A 21,532-nucleotide genomic window follows, 5' to 3' on the forward strand; every position below is an offset into this window, starting at 1 on the left:
GGTCGGACGGGCGGTAGCGCGAAGGTGCGGTTGCGGGCTGGTAACCTGGTCGGGACGTCGGGTCACCGACGGTGGGCCTCGCGTGCCTGCACGACGCCGCGGGTGCGAGGTTTGCGATCCAAAACCCACGGAAACAGGGAGAAAATGGCGCTCGACCAGGAGTCCAAGGCTAAGATCCGTCAGGAGTACGCGACCGTCGAGGGTGACACCGGTTCGCCCGAGGTGCAGGTCGCGGTGCTGACCAAGCGGATCGCGGAGCTGACCGAGCACCTGAAGGTGCACAAGCACGACCACCACAGCCGTCGTGGTCTGCTGCTGTTGGTCGGCCGCCGCCGCCGGTTGCTCAACTACCTCCAGAAGAAGGAGATCAACCGCTACCGGGCGCTCATCGAGCGGCTCGGCCTGCGTAGGTGACTTGTCGGGGGAGCGGCCGGGCCGCTCCCCCGAGTCCGTCACCGACACGGACACCGTCGCCGGCACGGCGACGACCAGACCCGACCGTCGCCGTCGAGGCGACAGCGAAGCCACCGTCGCCACCGGGCGACGGCAAGAAAGGGCACCAGCGCGACCTGGCCATCATGAGCGGTCAGCGCACCGGTCCTCGGTAGTGGCCCCCGGGCCAGCCGGCCGTCCGAGCCGGCTCCCCCGGGCGCTTCGATCGAAGACCGGCCGCCTGAACAGCTCCGGCGGGGTCGTGGGCCCACGACCGAAGGAGTACGACACACCCATGACCGAGCAGACCAACCTCGGCAACCAGCACAGCAGGGCCGTCATCGACAACGGTGCGTTCGGCACCCGCGAGATCGTCTTCTCGACCGGCCGCCTCGCCCGGCAGGCCGCCGGATCGGTGCTCGCCCAGCTCGGCGACACCGTGGTCCTCTCCGCGACCAGCGCCAGCAAGCAGCCGAAGGAGCACTTCGACTTCTTCCCGCTGACCGTCGACGTCGAGGAGCGGATGTACGCCGCGGGCCGCATCCCCGGCTCGTTCTTCCGCCGTGAGGGCCGGCCGAGCGAGGACGCGATCCTCACCTGCCGCCTGATCGACCGCCCGCTGCGCCCCTCGTTCGTCAAGGGCCTGCGCAACGAGGTCCAGGTCGTGGCGACGGTGCTCGCCCTCGACCCGGCCCACCCCTACGACGTGGTCGCGATCAACGCGGCGTCGATGTCCACCAAGCTGTCCGGTCTGCCGTTCTCCGGCCCGATCGGCGCGACCCGGGTCGCGCACGTCGACGGCCAGTGGGTCGCCTTCCCGACCCACGAGGAACTGGCCCGGGCCACCTTCGACATGGTGGTCGCCGGCCGGGCGCTGCCCGACGGCGACGTGGCGATCATGATGGTCGAGGCCGAGGCGACCGAGCACACCGTGGCCCTGGTCGCCGGCGGTGCGGCCGCCCCGACCGAGGAGGTCGTCGCGGCCGGCCTGGAGGCCGCCAAGCCGGCGATCCGGGAGCTGTGCCGGGCGCAGAGCGAGCTGGCCGAGGTGGCCGCCAAGCCGGTCGCCGAGTTCCCGGTCTTCCTCGACTACGCCGACGACGTCTACGAGGCCGTCGGCGCGGCGGTCCGCGGCGAGGTCGCCGAGGCGCTCAAGATCGCTCCGAAGGCCGAGCGTGAGGACGCCCTCGACCGGATCAAGGACAAGGCGCACGAGCAGCTCGCCGCCACGTTCGAGGGGCGCGAGAAGGAGATCGGCGCGGCGTTCCGCTCGCTGACCAAGTCCGAGGTGCGCGCCCGCGTGCTGCGCGACGAGATCCGCATCGACGGCCGGGGCCTGCGTGACATCCGCCCGCTGACCGCCGAGGTCGGCGTGCTGCCCCGGGTGCACGGCAGCGCCCTGTTCGAGCGCGGCGAGACGCAGATCATGGGCGTCACCACGCTCAACATGCTTCGCCTGGAGCAGACGCTGGACACCCTGTCGCCGGAAAAGTCCAAGCGCTACATGCACAACTACAACTTCCCGCCGTACTCGGTCGGGGAGACGGGCCGGGTCGGCGCGCCGAAGCGGCGTGAGATCGGGCACGGGGCGCTCGCCGAGCGGGCCCTCATCCCGGTGCTGCCCAGCCGCGAGGAGTTCCCGTACGCCATCCGGCAGGTCTCCGAGGCGCTCGGCTCGAACGGTTCGACCAGCATGGGCTCGGTCTGCGCCTCCACCCTCGGCCTGCTCTCGGCCGGTGTGCCGCTCAAGGCGCCGGTGGCCGGCATCGCGATGGGCCTCATCTCCGACGAGGTCGACGGCAAGACCCGCTACGTGACGCTGACCGACATCCTCGGTGCCGAGGACGCGTTCGGTGACATGGACTTCAAGGTCGCCGGCACGCCGGACTACGTCACCGCGCTCCAGCTCGACACCAAGCTCGACGGCATTCCGTCCGACGTGCTGGCCGCCGCGCTGCAGCAGGCGTACGAGGCCCGGCAGACCATCCTCGAGGTGATGCGCCAGGCGATCGAGGGTCCGGCCACGATGTCCGACCACGCGCCGCGGGTGACCACGGTGAAGATCCCGGTCGACAAGATCGGCATGGTGATCGGCCCGAAGGGCCAGACCATCAACGCGATCCAGGACGAGACCGGCGCCGACATCTCGATCGAGGACGACGGCACGATCTACGTCGGCGCGACCAACGGGCCGGCCGCCGAGGCCGCGGTCGAGCGGATCAACGCGATCGCCAACCCGACGCTGCCCAAGGTCGGCGACAAGTTCCTCGGCACGGTGGTCAAGACCGCCGCGTTCGGCGCGTTCGTGTCGCTGCTGCCCGGCCGGGACGGCCTGCTGCACATCTCCAAGGTCGGCGACGGCAAGCGGGTCGAGCGGGTCGAGGACTTCCTCAACGTCGGCGACAAGGTCGAGGTGCAGATCGCCGACATCGACGCCCGCGGCAAGATCTACCTGGACAAGGTCCGCCCCGAGGGCGCGGAGGCCCCGGCGGCCGAGGCCGAGGAAGGTGGCGAGCGTCCGCCGGCGCGGGACCGGTCCGACCGCGGCCCGCGGGACCGTGGCGACCGGGACCGTGGCGACCGCGGCCCGAGCCGGGGTGACCGGGGCGAGGGCGGCGAGGGTGGCGGCGAGCCGCGCCGGCGCCGCAACCGGCACAGCTGACCTGTCGGGCCGTACCGTCGAGCTAGGAGTCATGGTCCTTTGAACCGGGCGATGCGACCCACATTGCTCCCAGCTCAGCGCACCGGCAACCCGCCCGTCGACCGCGCCGCCGCCCGATCCCGGTCGGGTGGCGGTGGCCGGGCGGTCACCCGCGCCCTGGGCGGCACGGTACGCCGTACCGTGCTGCCCAGCGGGCTGCGGATCCTCACCGAGGCGATCCCGACCACCCGCAGCGTCTCCTTCGGGGTGTGGGTCGCGGTCGGTTCCCGCGACGAGACCAGACCGCAGTGCGGGGTCTCGCACTTCCTCGAACACCTGCTCTTCAAGGGCACCCACAAGCGCGACGCGCTGCAGATCTCCGCGGAGATCGAGGCGGTGGGCGGCGAGACGAACGCCTACACCACCAAGGAATACACCTGCTACTACGCCCGGGTGCTCGACGCGGACCTGCCGCTGGCCATCGACGTCGTGGTCGACGCGGTCGCCGACTCGATCCTCACCCCGGCCGACGTCGAGACCGAGCGTGGCGTGATCCTCGAAGAGATCGCCATGCACGACGACGAGCCCGGCGACGAGGTACACGACCTGCTCGCCCGGGCGGTCTTCGGCGACCACCCGCTCGGCCGGCTCATCTCCGGCACCGAAGAGACCATCTCGCCGATGACCCGGGCCCAGATCCAGGGCTTCTACCGGCGTCGCTACACCGCACCGTCCATCGTGGTCGCCGCCGCCGGCAACCTCGAACACACCGAGGTGGTCCGGCTCGTCCGCGCCGCGCTGCGGGGCGGGCCGCTGGACACCGGACCGGCCGCGCCGGCGCCGCTGCGGTCGGCGATCCGCCCCGTACGCACCCGGCGGACCGGCGCCGTCGTCGAGCACAAGGACACCGAGCAGGCCCACCTGGTGCTCGGCTGCGCCGGACTCGGACGGCTCGACGAGCGCCGGTTCGCACTCGACGTACTCAACAACATTCTCGGCGGCGGGATGTCCAGCCGTCTGTTCCAGGAGATCCGCGAGAAGCGCGGACTGGCCTACTCGGTCTACTCCTACTTCAGCCAGTACGCCGACGCCGGCATCTTCGGCGTCTACGCCGGCTGCGCCCCGGGCAAGGTCGACGCGGTGCTCGAACTGATCCGGGCCGAGCTGGCCGAGTTGGCCGCCCACGGCATCACCGAGGCGGAACTGGCCCGCGGCAAGGGTATGGCCCGTGGCGGTTACGTGCTCGGCCTGGAGGACAACGGATCGCGGATGAGCCGGCTCGCCAAGGGGGAGCTGCTCTTCGGCGACCTGATGACCGTCGACGAACTGCTGGCCCGGGTCGAGGCGGTCACCGCCGCCGACGTCAACGCGGTCGCCGCGGACCTGCTGTCCCGCCCGATGTCGCTGGCCGTCGTCGGCCCGTTCGACGACGGCGACTTCGCCGCCGCCTGAACCGGCCCGCACGTCGTACCGGGACCGGGCCGGTGGGATAGGTTGTGCCCCGTGACTGACGAGCGTGAACCCAAGGACCGCACGGGCGGGCCGATCCGGGTCGGCGTGCTGGGCGCCCGGGGACGGATGGGCCTCGAGGTGTGCCGCGCGGTGGACGCCGCCGCCGACGTCGAACTCGTGGCAGCCGTCGACCAGGACGATCCGCTGTCGAACGCCGCCGACGCCGGCGCGCAGGTGATCGTCGACTTCACCACGCCCGACGTGGTCATGGACAACCTGCGCTGGGCCCTCGACCAGGGCATCAACATGGTCGTCGGCACCAGCGGGTTCACCAACGAGCGGCTGGACCAGGTGCGCGGCTGGTTGGCGGACAAGCCGGATCTCGGCGTCGTCGTCGCGCCCAACTTCGGCATCGGCGCCGTCCTGATGATGCAGTTCGCCGCCCGCGCCGCCCGCTTCTTCGAGTCCGCCGAGATCATCGAGCAGCACCACCCGAAGAAGGTGGACGCGCCGAGCGGCACCGCGCTGCACACCGCCCGGGTGATCGCGCAGGCGCGGGCGGCCGCCGGTTCGGCGCCGATGCCCGACGCGACCACCGACGAGATGGCGGGTGCCCGGGGGACCTCGGTCGAGGGCGTACGCGTGCACTCGGTGCGCGCCGCCGGACTGGTCGCCCACCAGGAGGTCCTGTTCGGTACGGCCGGGGAGACGCTGACGATCCGCCACGACTCGTTCGACCGGGCCTCGTTCATGCCCGGCGTGCTGCTGGCGGTCCGGTCGGTGCCGCACCGTCCCGGGCTCACCGTGGGCCTCGACGCCCTCCTGGACTGACCGCCACAGCGGCCCGGCCACGGCGGCGCCCGTGTCGTCCCGGCCATCCGGTCTCGATCGTCTGCGCTCCAGACACTCGACACGCCGGGAATCGAGTGCCTGAACAGCAGACGATTACGACCGTCCGCTCCGGCCGCGCCGGCCGGACAACTGCCGGCGGCGACCGGGCCACACCCCGGCCGCGCCGGTCAGGACTCGACGGTCAGGCCGGCCGGCAGGCCGCTGATCCGGGCCGTGCCGTCCCGGTCCACCGCGACGTCGACCGGGCTGCCGGCCACCCGCAGCCCGCTCACGGTCACCGCGCCGAACGGGCCGGGGTGCAGCGGACGCAGGCGTACCCGGCCGGCCGGCACGTCGGGCTCCAGGCCGGTCGCGGCCCGCAGGAGCACCACGGCGACCGCCGCCGACCAGGCCTGCGGCCGGCAGGCCGCCGGGTACGGCACGGGACGGCCGAGCGTGCGCTCGTCGCCGCCGAACAGTTCGGGCAGCCGGTAGTCGAACGCCTCGCCGGCGGCGAGCAGGCCGTCGGCCAGCCGGGCCGCCGGTGCGGTGAACCCGCCGCGGGCGAGGCCGCCGAGCACGATCGCGGTGTCGTGCGCCCAGACCGAACCACAGTGGTACGACAGCGGGCTGAACGCCGCGTCCAGGTCGGACATGGTGCGCAGGCCGTAGCCGCCGGCCAGGGCGGCCGAGGAGAGCAGTTCGGCGACGGTGGTCGACTCGGCGTCGGTCAGCAGGCCGGTGCCGAGCAGGTGGCCGATGTTGCTGGTCAGCGAGTCGACCGGGCGCTTGCGTCCGTCGAGGGCGAGCGCCGGTTGGGGACCGAGCGGCCCGTCGACCCAGAAGCGGGCGCGGAACCGTTCGGCGAGCCCGGCGGCGTAGCCGCGCCAGCGGTCACCGCCCGGCCGGCCGAAGGCGTCGAGCAGGGCGGCCCCGCCGACGGCCGCCTCGTACGCGTAGCCCTGCACCTCGGCGAGGGCGACCGGTGCCTCGGCGAACCGGCCGTCGTGGAAGCGGACGGCGTCGAAGGAGTCCTTCCAGCCCTGGTTGGCCAGGCCGTGGCCGCTGGTGTCGACGTACTCGACGAAGCCGTCGCCGTCGGCGTCGGCGTGCTCGGCCAGCCAGCGCAGCGCCGCCTCCAGGTGCGGCAGCAGGTCGGCGACCTCGGCGTCGGGCAGGCCCCAGCGCCAGGCGTCGTGCAGCAGTGAGATCCACAGCAGGGTGGCGTCGACGGTGCCGTAGTAGGCGGCGGGCAGGCTGAGCCGGTCGCCGCGGAGGTGGAACTCGTGTCGGCGCAACTCGTGCATGATCTTGCCGGGTGCCTCGCCGGACTCACCGTCGATCCCGGTGCCCTGCCGGCGGGCCAGCGTACGCAGGGTGCCGGCGGCCAGTTCGGTCCCCAGCGGCAGCAGCATCCGGGCGGCCCAGATGCTGTCCCGGCCGAAGAGGGTGAGGAACCAGGGCACGCCGGCGCCGAGGAAGACGTCCTGCGGGGTGTCGGCGGTGGCCAGCCGCAGGGTGGCGAGGTCGTCGACGGAACGGTCGACCAGGCGGCGCAGCCGGTGGTCGTCGGCGGTCACGGTGGGCCGGGACCAGGCGGTGTCACCGACCGGGTGGACGACCACCGCGCGCGGGTCGTCGACCGTGAGCCGCCAGCGCAGGGTGGTCTGGCCGCCGGGGGCGAGCCGGACCGGCCAGGTGAGCCGGTACGCGCCGGCCCGGTCGCCGTCGGCGGCGGCGATCGTCGCGGGCCGGGCCGGACCGCTCACCTCGCCGGCGTCGGCGGTGACCGTGACGGTGGTGCCGTCGGCCGCCCACACCAGTTCGCCGGGCCGGCCGATCTTGGCGGTCAACGGTTCGCCGTGTCCGCCGGACTTGACCACCTCGATGGGGGCGAGATCGCAGGCCAGGTCGACGGTGACGGTGGCCGTCACCGGCAGGCCGGCGGTCGAGGTCACCCGGATCTCCTCGGTGAGGCCGCCCACGGCCATCCGCCGGATGCGGTCGAGGCGGACGGTGGGGTCCGGGGTCGGGTCACCGAGCCACCGGGCGAGTGCCACGAAGCGGGCGCCGCTGGCACCGTCGGGCGCCTGGGTGAGCGGCTCGGGCTCCCGGTCGTCGACGCGCAGCAGGGCCTGGGAGAGCACCCGGGCGTCGGCGTGGAAGACACCCTGGACCCCGGCGGCGCGGATCTGCCCGTCCGGTCCGGCCAGCGCGCTGGTCGGGGCCAGGACCAGGCCGACGAGATCGTGCAGCAGCGGTTGCAGGCGGCGGTCTTCCACGGTCGCTCCTGTTCGCGGGTGGTCGGTGGTGCACGGGAGTTGACAGAACGGGGTCGGCAGTGCAAAAGTGCGAAACATTCTAGAAACTTGAACGATCTAATCATGCACTATCAGAATTAGATCGTTCAAGCAGGCCAGGAGGTGGCGAATGTCGCAGAAGGTAACTATTGCGACTGTTGCTGAGTATGCCCAGGTATCTCGGCAGACCGTCTCGAACGTCATCAACACCCCCGAGATCGTCCGCCCGGAGACCCGGGAGCGGGTTCGCGCGGCCATCGCCACCCTCGGCTACCGCGCCAACCAGGCCGCCCGGCAGATGCGGACCGGCCGGTCCCGGCTCCTGGCCGTACGCATCGAGCCCGCCGGTGACGGCATCAACGGCTCGGTCGCCGACCGGTTCCTGCACGGGCTGACCGACGCCGCCGGCGCCGCCGGCTACCGGGTGATGCTCTACACCGCGGTGGACGACAACGACGAGATCGCCACCTACGACGACCTGCTCGGGGCGTACGACCTCGACGCGTTCGTGCTCACCGGCACCGGGCACGGCGACCCCCGTACCTCCTGGCTCGCCGGGCGGGACGTGCCGTTCGTGACGTTCGGCCGGCCCTGGGACACCCCCGACCTGCACCCGTGGGTCGACGTGGACGGTGCCGACGGGGTCGCCCAGGCGACCCGCCGGCTGATCGCCACCGGGCACCGGCGGATCGGCTTCATCGGCTGGCCGGCCGGCTCGGCGGTCGGCGACGACCGCCGCTCGGGCTGGGAGTCCACCCTCACCGAGGTCGGCCTCGACCCGCGGGGGCTGGCCCGGGAGACCCACGACGGGATCGCCGAGGGCGAGGCGACGGCCCGCGAACTGCTCGACCTCGACGATCCGCCGACCGCACTGGTCTGCGTCAGCGACTCGCTCGCGCTCGGCGCGTTGCGGGCCTACCCGGATCCGGCCGGGTCACTGGCCGTCATCGGCTTCGACGACACGCCGGTGGCCGCCGCGATGGGGCTGACCAGCGTGAGCCAGCCGCTGCGCGAGGCCGCAGCCGGTTGCGTCGACCTCATGGTCGGGGTGCTCGACCGCGCGCCCGTACCCCCGGCACCCCTGCTGCTGCGCCCGTCGCTGGTGCTGCGCCAGACGGCGTGATCCCCACCGCAACCACCCTGGAGACGACATGACCAACCGGACCCTACGGCGGGCCGCCCTCGCGGGCGTGACCGCCATCGCGCTGCTCGGCACGGCCGCCTGCGGCAGCGGTTTCGACGACGAGAGCGGCCCCGCCCAGCAGGACGGCCCGGCGGCGCTCCAGATCCTGATCGGTTCGTCCGGCGACGCGGAGACCAAGGCGGTGCAGGACGCCGCGGCGGCGTGGGCGGGCGCGTCCGGCAACACCGCCACCGTCACCCCGGCGCAGGACCTGACCCAGCAGCTCGGCCAGGCGTTCGCCGGGGACAGCCCGCCGGACGTGTTCTACGTCGACGCCGGCCGGTTCGCCGACTACGCCGCCGTCGGCGCACTGGAGCCGTACGGCGACAAGATCAGTGACTCCGGCGACTTCTACGAGAGCCTGCGGACCGCCTTCAGCCGCGACGGGCAGCTCTACTGTGCGCCGAAGGACTTCTCCACCCTCGCCCTGCAGATCAACACCGACCTGTGGACGAAGGCGGGGCTGACCGACGCGGACATCCCGACCAGCTGGGAGCAGTTGACCGCCGCCGCCGAGAAGATCAAGGCGGCCGGGACCACTCCGCTGGTGATCGGTGACACCCGGGACCGGATCGGCGCCTTCATGGTCCAGGCCGGCGGCTGGATCACCAGCCCAGACGGCACGAAGGCCACCGCGGACACCCCGGAGAACCTGCGGGCCCTGGAGTACGTCAAGACGCTGGTCGACGGCGGGCTGGCCGCGTACCCGAAGCAGCTCGACGCCGGCTGGGCCGGCGAGGCGTTCGGCAAGGGCCGGGCGGTCATGACCATCGAGGGCAACTGGATCAAGGGCGGACTCCAGAACGACTTCCCGGACGTGAAGTACACCGTCCACCCGCTGCCCGCCGGCCCCGCCGGCACCGGCACCCTGTCGTTCACCAACTGCTGGGGCATCTCCGCCAAGAGCAAGTACAAGGAGCAGGCGATCAGCTTCGTCGAGGCGATGACAACGCCCGACCAGCAGCTGACGTTCGCCGCGGCGTTCGGCGTCATGCCGTCGCGGGAATCGGCCCGGGACCGCTACCTGCAGCAGTTCCCCGGCGACCAGCCGTTCATCGACGGTGCCGAGTACGCCCAGGGCCCGGTCAACGCCCCCAAGATGGACAGCGTCCTGGTCGACTTCGACGCCCAGCTCGGCGGACTGGCCAGCGGCGACCCGAAGGCGATCCTGCAGAACCTTCAGCGCAACACCGAGGCGGCGCTCGGCGGCTGACCCGCGACCCGGGGCGGCCGACCCGGCCGCCCCCGGTGTCCGATCGTGAGGGAGGGAAGATGCCTGACGTCTCCGGTACGAAACGCCGGGAACGCCGCCGGGCCGGCTCCGGGATCCGGGGCAACGAGGCCGTCGCCGGCTGGCTGTTCGTCGCCCCGGTGGTGGTGATCCTCGGGCTCTTCCTCCTGCTGCCGATCCTGATGGCGCTCTGGGTGAGCCTCACCGACTGGAACGGCCAGGGCAGCCCGTTCCGGGCCGGGGTGCCGTTCGTCGGGGTCGACAACTACACCCGGCTGTTCGCCGAGGACGGCTTGGCCCGGCGCGACTTCATGACCGCGATCCGCAACAACCTCTACTACGTGGCGATCGTGGTGCCGGTGCAGACCGCGTTGGCGCTCTTCCTCGCCCTGGTGGTCAACCGGCGGATGCTGAAGGGGCGGTCGTTCTTCCGTACCGCGTTCTACTTCCCCTCGGTGACCAGTTCGGTCGCGATCAGTGTGGTCTTCCTCTTCCTGTTCGCCAACTCGGGCGCGGTCAACGGGCTGCTCGCGCTCTTCGGCATCGACGGGCCGGCCTGGTTCTCCGACGCCCGCGGCGTGCTGCACATCCTGCTCGGCGGGTTCGGCGTCGACAGCGCGCCGGCCGCGCTCACCGGCGGTGGACCGTTCGGGCTGACCTGGTGGGACTGGCTGTCCGGGCCGAGCGTGGCGATGTGCGCGATCATCGCCCTGGTCGTCTGGACCACCTCCGGCACCTTCATGCTGATGTTCCTGGCCGCCCTGCAGAGCGTGCCGGAGGCCCTGGAGGAGGCCAGCACCCTCGACGGCGCCGGCCGCTGGCAGCGGCTGCGGTACGTCACCCTGCCGATGATCAAACCGACCCTCTTCCTGGTGCTGACCCTCGGGCTGATCGGCACCTGGCAGGTCTTCGACCAGATCTACGTGATGAGCCAGGGCAACCCGGCGAAGACCACGCTCACCCCCGCGTACCTGTCGTACCGGACCGCGTTCCGCGACTTCGAGTACGGCTCCGGCGCGGCGATCTCGTTCGTGCTGTTCCTGATCATCATTGTCCTGACGCTGGTCCAGCGGCGGGTCCTGCGCGAGCGCGACGGCGACCGGCCCCGATGGTTCCGGCGCCGCGCCGAGCGGAGGTCCTGACATGGCCGTGACCACGCAGCGGCGTACCGGTGCTCCGACGATCCGCCGGCCCGGCGCCGCCGGCCGCCGCGGCGAGCCGCGCGGCCTGGTGACCAACCTCGTCGGGTACGCGATCCTGGTCTTCTTCGCCCTGGTCTTCCTCTACCCGTTCGTGATCCAGATCGCCGGCTCGTTCAAGACCGAGCCGGACGCGGCCGCGAACCCGCTGTCGCCGGTGCCCGACCCGGTCGACCTCACCAGCTTCCAGCGGATCTTCGAGGGCACCAACTTTCCACTGTGGATGACAAACTCGCTGGTCGTCACCCTCGTGGTCACGATCGGCCGGATCCTGCTCGACTCGCTGGCCGGCTACGCCCTGGCCCGGCTGCGCTTCCGCGGCCGCGGCGCGATCTTCGCGGCGGTGATCGCGGTGATGGCGGTGCCCGGCGTGGTGCTGCTGATCCCGAAGTTCCTGGTGCTCAACCAGCTCGGCATCTACGACACCTACACCGCGCTGATCCTGCCGCTGCTCGTCGACGCGGCCGGCGTCTTCATCATGAAACAGTTCTTCGAGTCGATCCCGGTCAGCGTCGAGGAGGCGGCCCGCATCGACGGGGCCGGCGTGTTCCGTACGTTCTGGTCCGTGGTGCTGCCGATGGCCCGGCCGGCGCTGATCACGCTGACCATCCTGTCGTTCCAGGGCTCGTGGAACGAGTTCCCGCACACCCTGGTCGCCGTGCAGGACCCGGCGCTGTTCACCCTGCCGCGCGGGCTCGCCGACCTGGTCAGCGGCTCGCTCGGGGCCGGTTCGCAGTACCCGCTCAAACTCGGCGCGGCCCTGCTGGCGACCATCCCGGTGGCGGTGATCTTCGTGATCTTCCAGCGCTACTTCGTCCGCGGCGCCAACGAGGGCAGCGACAAGGGCTGACCGGGCGGGGTCGGGGGGTGCCGGGCCGGGTCGCCGGTCCGGCACCAGGCCGTCGACCCGGTCTCAGGCCGTCGACCCGGTCTCGGGGGACGGGCCGGTCTCGGCCGGGGGAGCGGGAACGGGCTCGGTCGGGACCCGGACGTGCATCCGGAGCTGGGGGACGAGCATGTCGTCCACGTCGAGCGCCCGGGCCGCCCCGTCCGGCTCCCAACCGGTCGAGGTCAGGAACTTCCGGGTCGCCTCGTCGCCGTCGAACGCCCAGGCGACCGCGGTGGCGAAGCCGTCCTCGCGCCACAGGTCGACGCTGGCCGCGAGCAGCCGGCTGCCGTGCCCGCGCCGACCCCACCGCGGCTCGACCAGCAGGTCGGTGACCGCGGCCGTGTCCGGCGGCAGCGCCGGCTCCTCCGGGGCCAGGGCCTGCTCGTCGGCCGGCCCGACCGCCGCGAACCCGACCAGGACCGACTGCTCGGCCTGCTCGATCGCGACCAGTACCCGGTGCCGCGGCGACGGCGGCGACTCGACCGCCGCGCTCCACTGCCGGGCCAGGAACGCCTCGTCGAGGCGGTCCAGGACGTGTCGCGGTAGCAACCGGCGATACGCTACCCGCCAGGTCGCGAGTTGGATGCGTGCGATCTCGCCGGCGTCCTGCGGACGCGCTGGACGGACGTACCCGAGCGCCATGACCGATGAGCCTACGGACCAGGGGAGACGTGATGGCGAAGGGGGCGGGTCCCAACACCGCGCGCCAGGTGCTGGTAGTTGTCGTACTCGCCGTCGCGGTCGCCGCGTTCCTCGCCGTCGCCGCCGAACGGCACGGCTTCTTCGACCTCCAGGTCTACTACGGGGCGATCAACTACTGGGCGAACGACGGCGGTGAACTCTACGACTGGATCCGCGTCAACACCCTGTACGGGTTCACGTACCCGCCGTTCGCCGCGTTGACCATGCTGCCGATGGCGCTGGTGAGCTGGCCGGTCGCCATCGTGATCAGCGTCACGACATCGGTGGCGGCGACCCTGCTGCTGCTCTACTGGCTGGTCGACCCGGTCGCCCGCCGGCAGGGCTGGACCCGCTGGTTCGCGCTGGCCGTCGTCGCCTGCCTCGCCGCGGCGTTCGAGCCGCTGCGGGAGACGGTGAACTTCGGCCAGGTCAACATGCTCCTGCTGATCCTGGTCGCCGCCGACCTCGTGCTGTTCACGTCGCGGGGCAGCCGGTGGGCCGGCGTCGGCATCGGCCTGGCCACCGCGATCAAGCTCACCCCGGGCCTGTTCATCGTCTACCTGCTGGTCACCGGCAGGTGGCGGGCCGCGCTCACGGCCAGCGGTACGGCCGCCGTGGTCACCCTGGTCGCCGCCGCGCTGCTACCCGACGCGTCGCGGGAGTTCTGGACCCAGGCGTTGTGGAACACCGACCGGGTCGGGGTGCTGTCGTTCGTGTCCAACCAGTCGTTGCAGGGTGTCGTGGCCCGGCTCGACCCGGTGCACCCGAACCGGGTCGTGTGGCTGCTGCTGGTGGTCGCCGTGGTCGCGTACTGGGTGTGGCGGGTCCGGGCCGCCGTCGCGCGGGGCGACGAGATGACCGGCCTGGCGCTGACCGGCATCGTCACCTGCCTGGTCAGCCCGGTCACCTGGGTGCACCACCTGGTCTGGCTGATCCCGGCCCTGCTGCTGCTGGTCGACAACGGACTGGCGGCGCCGGCCGGGAGCCGGCGCCGGCGCGCCCTGCTGGGGCTGGCCGCGGTCAGCTACGCGCTGCTGATCAGCCGCCTGGTCTGGCAGTGGCAGGTCGACTTCTCCGGTGTCGACGGGTTCCTCGGCAGCAACGCGTACGCCTGGATCTCCCTCGTCCTGCTCTTCGCCCTGCCGATCCGGGCCCGGTCAGCCGACGCCGACCGGGCCGGAATAGCGGATCTCGGGGAAGACGTACGGGGCGAGGCCGCCGGGGCGGGCGATGCGGTAGACGCTGCGCGCCCCGTCCGGCGCTAGCCCGGCCCGCTCACACAAGCGGCGGGCCCGCACGTTGTCGACCAGCACCCACAGCCGCAGTTCGGTCCAGCCCCGGTCGGCCAGCGCCGCGCGGGCCGCCGCGAGCAGCCGCCCGCCGACGCCGGTGCCCCAGTGGTCCGGGTCGACGTGGAGGCCGAGGATCTCGCCGTACGCCGGGTCGAGGTCGTCCTCGTCCTGCTCGTTGCGGTACGGCCCGAAGCGGACGTGGCCGACGATGCCGGCCGCCCCTTCGGCGACCAGGGTGGTGAACGGCTGGTCCGGGTCGGTGGTGCCGACGTCCCGCCGACGCTGTGCCCACACGGCCACGTCGAGCCGGGCCAGCACCTCGTCGGGCAGGATCCCGGCATAGCCGGCCTGCCAGCCGCGTACGTGTACCCGGGCGGCCGTCTCCGCGTCGTCGGGCCGCTCGCGCCGGATCGTCAGCACCGCTCCGGTCTACCGCGTGCGCCGCACCCGGGCAACCCGAAACGCCGCCGCGCGGGACGGTGGAGTGTCGGGGGGATCGGCTAGCGTGCGTGCGGTGGCCGTACCCGAATCGCTCTCCCTCGCCCAGGCCCGGCGGATCACGCTCGCCGCGCAGGGGTTTGCCGACCCGATGCCCGGCGGCGTTCCCGACCTGCGGCACCTGCGCCGTGTCCTGGGCCGGATCGGGCTGCTCCAGATGGACTCGGTCAACGTCCTGCAACGCGCCCACTACCTGCCGCTGTACAGCCGGCTCGGGCCCTATCCGCCGGCGTTGCTGGACCGGGCCGCCTACCAGCGCCCGCGTGAGCTGTTCGAATACTGGGGGCACGAGGCGTCGCTGATCCCGGTCACGCTCCAGCCGGCGCTGCGCTTCCGGATGGCGGCGGCCCGGGTCGAGTCGTGGGGCGGGATGCGGCGGATCGCGGCCGAGCAGCCGGACCTGGTGCGGTGGGTTCTCGACGAGGTACGCGCGAACGGGCCCCTGACCGCCGCCGACATCGAGCACGACACCCCGAGGTCGAAGGACAACTGGGGATGGAACTGGTCGGCGGTGAAGAAGGCGCTGGAGTTCCTGTTCTGGGCCGGCGAGGTCACCGCCGCGTCCCGCAACACCGCGTTCGCCCGGCTGTACGACGTACCGGAGCGGGTGCTGCCGAAGGCGGTGCTGGACACCCCGACGCCGGCCCCCGCCGACGCCTACCGGGAGCTGGTCGCGGTCGCGGCCCGGGCGCTCGGGGTGGCCGCCGAGCCCGAGCTGCGCGACTACTTCCGGCTGCCGGTCGACGCCGCCCGCACGGCCGTCGCCGAGCTGGTCGACGCCGGCGTGCTGGCCCCGGTGCAGGTGGCCGGCTGGCGCCGGCCGGCCTACCTGCACGCGCAGGCCCGGCTGCCCCGCTGGATCCGGGCCAACACCCTGGTCAGCCCGTTCGACCCGCTGATCTGGGAACGGGCCCGCACCGAGCGGCTCTTCGGATTCAACTACCGCATCGAGATCTACGTGCCGGCGCCGCAGCGGGTGCACGGCTACTACGTGCTGCCGTTCCTCCAGGGCGACCGGTTCACCGCCCGGGTCGACCTGAAGGCCGACCGCAAGACCGGCGTCCTGCGGGTGCCGGCGGCCTGGATCGAGCCGGGCGCCGACGCGGCCGACACCGCACCGGCGCTCGCCGACGAGCTGCGTCGCCTCGCCGGCTGGCTCGGGCTGGCCGACGTCACGCCGCCCGCCGCGGGCGACCTGCGCGGCCCGCTCACCGCCGTGCTGGCGGGCACCGCCGGTGTACGGTGAGACGAGCGCGTGCCGGGCGGGAGATGCCCGGCGTGCCGGTGGGTCCGAGACGGGGTGGGATGGCGATCGTGGTTGACCCGAAGGCCGGCCTGACGACGGGGGCGCCGGCGCCGGACGGCCCCGACCAGGGCCCGCCACCCGTGTCCGCCGGCCAACCGACCGTGCTGCCGCCCGCCGGCTGGCAGCCCGGCCCGGACGGGCAGTGGCAGCCCGCACCGGCCTTCGTGGCCCCCGAACCCGACCGGTTCACCCGCTTCATGACCAGGCTGTGGAACCGGTCGCCCCGCTGGCTCGCGCCGGTGGCCGCCCTCGGCTGCGTCGGCGCGGCGCTCGGCACCGTGCTGCTGATGGACCCGACCCGCAGCTCGCCCGACGCGATGCCGTCCTGCCTGCTGAAGATGACCACCGGACTGGACTGTCCGGGGTGTGGCGGCACCCGCGCCGTCTGGTATCTGATGCACGGCGACCTCGGCGCCGCCGCCCGCCACCACCTGGTGTTCGTGTTCGTCGTACCGTTCCTGATCTATCTCTACGTGGCCTGGGCGGCGCAGCACATGTTCGGCCGTCGGCTGCCGCAACTGAGGATCACCCCGAAGACGATCGGCGTCGTTCTCGCCGTGTGGTTCACCTTCTCGGCGCTGCGCAACCTGCCGTGGGCGCCGTTCGACTGGTTCTACGTCTGACCGGCGCCGGCGTCACAGCGTCTTGGCCGGGGCGACCCGGTGTACCTCGATGTCGCCGCTGGCGCTGCGTAGCGCCAGGCTGAGCTGGTGACCGTTCGGTGGCACGGGGGCGCCCATGTCGAGCCCGTTGCGGGCGGTGCCGGACATGGTGCTGACGTCGAGCCAGACCCCGGTTCCGGCGGTGACGCCGACGCCGATGTCGCCGGACGCGGTGCCGACCTCGACGGTGCCGCTGCGGACCGCGCCGATGCGGACGTCACCGGAGGCGCTGCGGGCGCGCACCCCGGCCACCGCCTCCCGGATGTCGATGTCGCCGCTGGCCGCCTTGGCGACGACCTCGCCGCCGACGTACCCGGCGTTCAGGTCGCCGGACGAGCCGGTCAGGGTGAGTTGGCCGTCGACCCGCGCCGCGGTCACGTCGCCGCTCGAGCTGTGCAGGGTGGCGTCGCCGGTGACGTGCTCGACGTGGACCTCACCGGACGCCGTGTCGACGGAGGCGGCGGCGTAGCGGCCCCGGCAGTCGACGTCGGCGGAGGCCGCCTTGACCCGCACGGTGCTGTAGTGGGGCACGCGGACCTCGACACGTACGCCGCCGGAGCGGCGGAACAGGCCGGAGCCGTTGGGCGTGGTGACGGTGAGCGTGTCGCCGCGCAGTTCCACGCTGGTGCCCTCGGCGAGCCGGCGGGACTGCTCGTTGTCGGCGTACGGCCGCACGTCGACGGTCGCGGTGGTCCGCTTCTCGGCGACGATGTCGAGTGCGCCGGAACTCAGTTTGACGACGACGGTGACCGGGGTGTCGCGCGGGAACTCGTGCATGACGTCCTCCTGGGTGTCGGTGCCGCCGGCGCCGGGCCGGCGGTGCGGTTCAGGCCTGGGCGAAGCCGGTGATCCGGCGCCCGGAGCGGCGGGTGGGCGGGGGCGGGGGACCGGTCTGTCCACCGTGGACCGCGCCGGTGACGGCCCGGACCAGCCACGCGTTGACCGACACGCCCTCGGTGGCGGCGGTCCGTTCGACGGCGTCCTTCAACGCGTCGGGCAGGCGCAGCGTGATGCGGGACACGTCGCCGGTGGAGTCGACGGGCGGCGGTTGGGGTGCCGGCGCGGTGGCCGGTGGTGTCTCGGTCACCACGAACTCGGCCTGCCGGCCCCGCAGGCGTACCTCCACGTCGGCGCCGGACAGTTGGGTGGTGATCTCGTCCGCGGCGTCGGACAGCGCGTCCAGCAGGCAGAGCCGGGCGGCCGGTTCGAGGGAGCCGGCGAGCAGGTCGGCCGCCCGGGTGATCTCCGGGCCGCCGGGTGCCGCGGTCGCGGCGAGGTCGCGGCGCAGGGTGTCCAGGTACGGCGTCAGGTCCATGACGTCACTATGGCATCGCTTTGACGTCATAGCAAGCCGCTGATGCTGTCATCGTGCCGCGTCCGTGGTGTTGCGGGGGCCGTCACCCGGCCCGGCCGATGGCGGTTAGAGTCCTGGACACGAGCGACGACAGGGAGGGGACCGCCGTGCCGGAGATCGCCGAGCCGCAGGTCAGGCTCATCGGGTGGACCCAGTTCGAGGCGCCCGAGGACGTCTCGTGGTCGACCGACGCCAACGGCGGTCAGGCCCTCGCGGAATTCGCCGGCCGGGCCTGCTACCAGTCATGGAAGAAGCCCAACCCGGCGACCGCGACCAACGCCGGATACCTCGCGCACATCCTCGAGGTCGGCCACCTGTCCGTCCTGGAGCACGGCAGCGTGACGTTCTACTTCACCGGCGTGTCGAGGTCGTTCACCCACGAGCTGATCCGGCACCGGCACTTCTCGTACTCGCAGCTCTCCCAGCGGTACGTACCCGAGCGCGACGCCGCCATGGTCGAACCCCGGGTGATCGCCGAGGACCCGGAGCTGCACAAGAAGTTCGTCGAGGCGACCGAGGCGAGCGTGCGCGCCTACACTGAGCTGCTCGAAGGGCTGGAGACCCGGTTCGCCGACGTCGAGCACGCCACCCTGCGCCGCAAGCAGGCCCGGCAGGCCGCGCGGGCGGTGCTGCCCAACGCCACCGAGACCCGGATCGTGGTCACCGGCAACTACCGCGCCTGGCGGCACTTCATCGCCATGCGCGCCACCGAGCAGGCCGACGTCGAGATCCGCGAGCTGGCCGTGGAATGCCTGCGCCAACTCCAGCGGGTCGCTCCGAACGTGTTCGCCGACTTCGTCGTCACCCGGCTGCCCGACGGCAGCGAGGTGGCGGCGAGCCCGCACGCCGAGCTGTCCTGACCCGGTACGGGAGCGTGGGAAACCCGCTGCCGGCGTCCGCTAGGTTGTTTGCATGACGCAGGACCCATCCGCCACGCGCGCCGGCGCGCCCCGCCCGTTCGGGCGGCTGCTCACGGCCATGATCACGCCGTTCACCGCCGGCGGGGACCTCGACCTCGACGGCGCCGGACGGCTCGCCGGCCACCTGGTCGACGAGCAGGGCGCCGACGCGGTGGTCATCAACGGCACCACCGGTGAGTCGCCGACCACGACCGACGGGGAGAAAGAGGCCCTCATCCGGGCGGTGGTCGAGGCGGTCGGTGACCGGGCACAGGTGGTCGCCGGCGTCGGCACCAACGACACCCGGCACACGGTCGAGCTGGCCGCGACCGCGCAGAAGGCCGGTGCGCACGGGCTGCTCGTCGTCACGCCGTACTACAACAAGCCGCCGCAGGCCGGCCTGCTGCGGCACTTCACCGCGGTCGCCGACGCGACCGACCTGCCGGTGATGGTCTACGACGTACCGCACCGCGCCGGGGTGCCGATCGCGACCGAGACCCTGGTCCGGCTCGCCGACCACGAGCGGATCGTCGCGGTCAAGGACGCCAAGGGCGACCTCACCGCCACCTCCTGGGTGCTCAGCCGCAGCGGGCTCGCCTACTACTGCGGCGACGACGCGCTGACGCTCCCGGCACTGTCGATCGGCGCGGTCGGCCTGGTCGGCACCTCCACCCACTTCACCGGCGCACTGGCCAAGCGCATGATCGAGGCGTACGACCACGGTGACACCGGGCAGGCGTTGGCCCTGCACCGGCAACTGCTGCCGCTGTTCACCGGCATCTTCCGTACCCAGGGGACGATCCTGGTCAAGGCGGGCCTGACGCAGCGCGGTCTGCCGGCCGGACCGGTACGGCCACCGCTGGTCGACGCGACCGAGGCCGAGATCGACCAGCTGCGCAGCGACTGCGCCGACGCCGGACTGGAGCTGCGGTGAGTCAGGCGCACGTCGAGATGGAACTGCCCCCGCCGCTGCCCGAGGGCGGGCTGCGGGTCATCCCGCTCGGCGGGCTGGGTGCCATCGGCCGCAACATGACCGTCTTCGAGTTCGACGGCAAGCTGCTGATCGTCGACTGCGGTGTGCTCTTCCCGGACGTCGAGCAGCCGGGCGTCGACCTGATCCTGCCCGACTTCGCGCCGATCCTCGACCGGCTCGACGACGTACAGGCGATCGTGCTCACCCACGGGCACGAGGACCACATCGGAGCGGTGCCGTACCTGCTCGCGCACAAGGCCGACATCCCGCTCGTCGGCTCGCAGTTCACCCTCGCCCTGGTCGAGGCGAAGCTCGCCGAGCGGCGGATCGAGCCCTACACGCTGACCGTGCAGGAGGGTGGACGCGAGCGGCTGGGGCCGTTCGAGTGCGAGTTCTTCGCGGTCAACCACTCGATCCCGGACGCGCTCGCGGTGGCGATCCGCACCCCGGCCGGCCTGGTGCTGCACACCGGCGACTTCAAGATGGACCAGTTGCCGCTCGACGGCCGGGTCACCGACCTCGCCGGCTTCGCCCGGCTCGGTGCCGAGGGCGTCGACCTGCTGCTGTCGGACTCCACCAACGCGGAGATCCCCGGCTTCGTCACCCCCGAGCGCGAGATCGGTCCGGTCCTCGACTCGATCTTCGCCAAGGCCCGTGGCCGGATCATCGTGGCGTCGTTCGCCTCGCACGTGCACCGGGTGCAGCAGGTGCTCGACTCGGCCGGTGAACACGGCCGCAAGGTCGCGCTGATCGGTCGCTCGATGGTGCGCAACATGGGCATCGCCCGCGACCTGGGCCTGCTGCAGATCCCGCCGGGCCTGGTCGTCGGCCTCGACGAGGCGACCGCGCTGCCGCCGGACCGGATCGTGCTGATGTCGACCGGCTCGCAGGGCGAACCGATGAGCGCGCTGGGCCGGATGTCCACCGGCGACCACCGGCACATCACGATCGCCCCCGGCGACACCGTCGTGCTGGCCAGCTCGCTGGTGCCGGGCAACGAGACCTCGGTCTACCGGGTCATCAACCAGCTCTCCCGGGCCGGCGCGACCGTCATCCACAAGGACGTCGCCAAGGTGCACGTCTCCGGGCACGCGCCAGCCGGCGAGCTGCTCTACCTGCTCAACGTCGTACGGCCGAGCAACCTCCTGCCGGTGCACGGCGAGTGGCGGCACCTGCGGGCCCACGCCCGGCTCGGCATCGAGTCGGGCGTCGCGGCCGACCGGGTCGTGCTCTGCGAGGACGGCGACGTCGTCGACCTGGTCGAGGGGCGGGCCACCCTTGTCGGCCACGTCAAGAGCCGGTACGTCTACGTCGACGGGCTCGCCGTCGGCGACGTCGGCGAGTCGCTGCTCACCGAGCGCCGCATCCTCGGCGACGGCGGCTTCATCGCGGCGACGGTCGTGGTCGACTCGGTCACCGGCAAGGTGGTCGGCGGGCCGACGGTGTCGGCGAAGGGCTTCTCCGACGACCCGGCGGCGTTCAACCCGGTCATCCCCCTGATCACCGAGGCCCTCAACCGGGCCGCCTCGGAAGGCATCACCGATCCGCACCAGCTCGGCCAACTGGTCCGGCGTACGGTCGGCCGCTGGGTCAACGACGCCTACCGGCGCCGGCCGATGATCGTGCCGACGGTCGTCGAGGTCTGAGCACCGGGCGGGCACCCCGGTACGCGTACTCAGTCCGGCCCCGGTCCGATGCGTATGGCACCT

19 protein-coding genes are annotated in these 21,532 nt (G+C 72.5%); 14 read left to right on the forward strand and 5 right to left on the reverse strand.

Annotated features, from left to right (window positions below):
* Positions 1 to 144 precede the first annotated feature (144 nt).
* From rpsO to dapB, 4 genes are all read left to right on the forward strand, one after another.
* Positions 145 to 414 carry a 30S ribosomal protein S15 gene (rpsO, locus tag Prubr_RS19835; RefSeq protein WP_212816431.1) on the forward strand — a complete coding sequence of 90 codons (270 nt, stop codon included), beginning with the start codon at positions 145 to 147 and terminating at the stop codon, positions 412 to 414.
* Between the two features lie 313 nt (positions 415 to 727).
* Entirely contained in the window at positions 728 to 3,094 is a 2,367-nt protein-coding gene (locus Prubr_RS19840; RefSeq protein WP_212816432.1) for a polyribonucleotide nucleotidyltransferase, read from the forward strand.
* A 51-nt stretch (positions 3,095 to 3,145) separates the two neighbouring features.
* Positions 3,146 to 4,525: a M16 family metallopeptidase gene (locus Prubr_RS19845; protein ID WP_212816433.1), complete on the forward strand. Its 1,380-nt coding sequence runs from the start codon at positions 3,146 to 3,148 to the stop codon at positions 4,523 to 4,525.
* Positions 4,526 to 4,567: 42 nt separating this feature from the next.
* Positions 4,568 to 5,356, forward strand: coding sequence for a 4-hydroxy-tetrahydrodipicolinate reductase (dapB, locus tag Prubr_RS19850; protein ID WP_425517927.1), 789 nt, complete (start codon positions 4,568 to 4,570; stop codon positions 5,354 to 5,356).
* Positions 5,357 to 5,544: 188 nt separating this feature from the next.
* Here dapB and Prubr_RS19855 read toward each other — a convergent pair whose 3' ends face one another.
* Positions 5,545 to 7,638, reverse strand: coding sequence for an amylo-alpha-1,6-glucosidase (locus tag Prubr_RS19855; RefSeq protein WP_212816435.1), 2,094 nt, complete (start codon positions 7,636 to 7,638; stop codon positions 5,545 to 5,547).
* Between the two features lie 148 nt (positions 7,639 to 7,786).
* Here Prubr_RS19855 and Prubr_RS19860 point away from each other — a divergent pair, with 148 nt between their 5' ends.
* The 4 genes from Prubr_RS19860 to Prubr_RS19875 are packed head-to-tail and all read left to right on the forward strand — an operon-like array spanning position 7,787 to position 12,119.
* Positions 7,787 to 8,779: a LacI family DNA-binding transcriptional regulator gene (locus Prubr_RS19860; protein WP_212816436.1), complete on the forward strand. Its 993-nt coding sequence runs from the start codon at positions 7,787 to 7,789 to the stop codon at positions 8,777 to 8,779.
* Positions 8,780 to 8,807: 28 nt separating this feature from the next.
* Positions 8,808 to 10,052, forward strand: coding sequence for a sugar ABC transporter substrate-binding protein (locus Prubr_RS19865; RefSeq protein WP_212816437.1), 1,245 nt, complete (start codon positions 8,808 to 8,810; stop codon positions 10,050 to 10,052).
* Positions 10,053 to 10,111: 59 nt separating this feature from the next.
* A complete protein-coding gene (locus tag Prubr_RS19870; protein ID WP_212816438.1) occupies positions 10,112 to 11,212 on the forward strand; it encodes a carbohydrate ABC transporter permease in 1,101 nt (366 codons plus the stop codon).
* Position 11,213: 1 nt separating this feature from the next.
* Positions 11,214 to 12,119, forward strand: a complete 906-nt coding sequence (locus tag Prubr_RS19875) for a carbohydrate ABC transporter permease (RefSeq protein ID WP_212816439.1) — start codon at positions 11,214 to 11,216, stop codon at positions 12,117 to 12,119.
* Positions 12,120 to 12,182: 63 nt separating this feature from the next.
* Here Prubr_RS19875 and Prubr_RS19880 read toward each other — a convergent pair whose 3' ends face one another.
* The gene (locus Prubr_RS19880) at positions 12,183 to 12,800 is read right to left on the reverse strand and encodes a GNAT family N-acetyltransferase (RefSeq protein WP_212816440.1); all 618 of its coding nucleotides are present in this window, start codon (positions 12,798 to 12,800) and stop codon (positions 12,183 to 12,185) included.
* Between the two features lie 32 nt (positions 12,801 to 12,832).
* On the opposite strand from Prubr_RS19880, the gene Prubr_RS19885 reads away from it, so the two are divergent.
* Entirely contained in the window at positions 12,833 to 14,104 is a 1,272-nt protein-coding gene (locus Prubr_RS19885; protein ID WP_212816441.1) for a glycosyltransferase 87 family protein, read from the forward strand.
* On the opposite strand, the gene Prubr_RS19890 is transcribed toward Prubr_RS19885, so the two are convergent.
* Positions 13,997 to 14,551 carry a GNAT family N-acetyltransferase gene (locus Prubr_RS19890; protein WP_212816442.1) on the reverse strand — a complete coding sequence of 185 codons (555 nt, stop codon included), beginning with the start codon at positions 14,549 to 14,551 and terminating at the stop codon, positions 13,997 to 13,999. The two genes, Prubr_RS19885 and Prubr_RS19890, sit on opposite strands and share 108 nt — an antisense overlap.
* A 94-nt stretch (positions 14,552 to 14,645) precedes the next feature.
* Between Prubr_RS19890 and Prubr_RS19895 the strand changes: the two genes are divergently transcribed.
* The gene (locus tag Prubr_RS19895) at positions 14,646 to 15,875 is read left to right on the forward strand and encodes a winged helix-turn-helix domain-containing protein (RefSeq protein ID WP_212816443.1); all 1,230 of its coding nucleotides are present in this window, start codon (positions 14,646 to 14,648) and stop codon (positions 15,873 to 15,875) included.
* Positions 15,876 to 15,934: 59 nt separating this feature from the next.
* Entirely contained in the window at positions 15,935 to 16,558 is a 624-nt protein-coding gene (locus Prubr_RS19900; RefSeq protein WP_212816444.1) for a DUF2752 domain-containing protein, read from the forward strand.
* A gap of 12 nt (positions 16,559 to 16,570) precedes the next feature.
* Here the strand turns inward: Prubr_RS19900 and Prubr_RS19905 are convergent, their stop codons facing one another.
* Together Prubr_RS19905 and Prubr_RS19910 are read right to left on the reverse strand one after the other, a co-directional pair.
* Entirely contained in the window at positions 16,571 to 17,374 is an 804-nt protein-coding gene (locus Prubr_RS19905; protein WP_212816445.1) for a DUF4097 family beta strand repeat-containing protein, read from the reverse strand.
* 49 nt (positions 17,375 to 17,423) lie between these two features.
* The gene (locus Prubr_RS19910; protein ID WP_212816446.1) at positions 17,424 to 17,912 is read right to left on the reverse strand and encodes a hypothetical protein; all 489 of its coding nucleotides are present in this window, start codon (positions 17,910 to 17,912) and stop codon (positions 17,424 to 17,426) included.
* 155 nt (positions 17,913 to 18,067) lie between these two features.
* Here Prubr_RS19910 and thyX point away from each other — a divergent pair, with 155 nt between their 5' ends.
* Genes thyX through Prubr_RS19925 form a run of 3 tightly spaced genes read left to right on the forward strand, consistent with a single transcriptional unit; the run spans position 18,068 to position 21,469 of the window.
* Positions 18,068 to 18,811, forward strand: coding sequence for an FAD-dependent thymidylate synthase (gene thyX / locus Prubr_RS19915; RefSeq protein ID WP_212828277.1), 744 nt, complete (start codon positions 18,068 to 18,070; stop codon positions 18,809 to 18,811).
* A 52-nt stretch (positions 18,812 to 18,863) separates the two neighbouring features.
* On the forward strand, positions 18,864 to 19,784 hold the full coding sequence (dapA, locus tag Prubr_RS19920) for a 4-hydroxy-tetrahydrodipicolinate synthase (RefSeq protein WP_212816447.1): 921 nt from the start codon (positions 18,864 to 18,866) through the stop codon (positions 19,782 to 19,784).
* Positions 19,781 to 21,469: a ribonuclease J gene (locus Prubr_RS19925; protein WP_212816448.1), complete on the forward strand. Its 1,689-nt coding sequence runs from the start codon at positions 19,781 to 19,783 to the stop codon at positions 21,467 to 21,469. Before dapA ends, Prubr_RS19925 begins: the two co-directional genes overlap by 4 nt.
* Positions 21,470 to 21,532 lie beyond the last annotated feature (63 nt).

The organism is Polymorphospora rubra (assembly GCF_018324255.1).
GTDB classification, from domain to species: domain Bacteria; phylum Actinomycetota; class Actinomycetes; order Mycobacteriales; family Micromonosporaceae; genus Polymorphospora; species Polymorphospora rubra.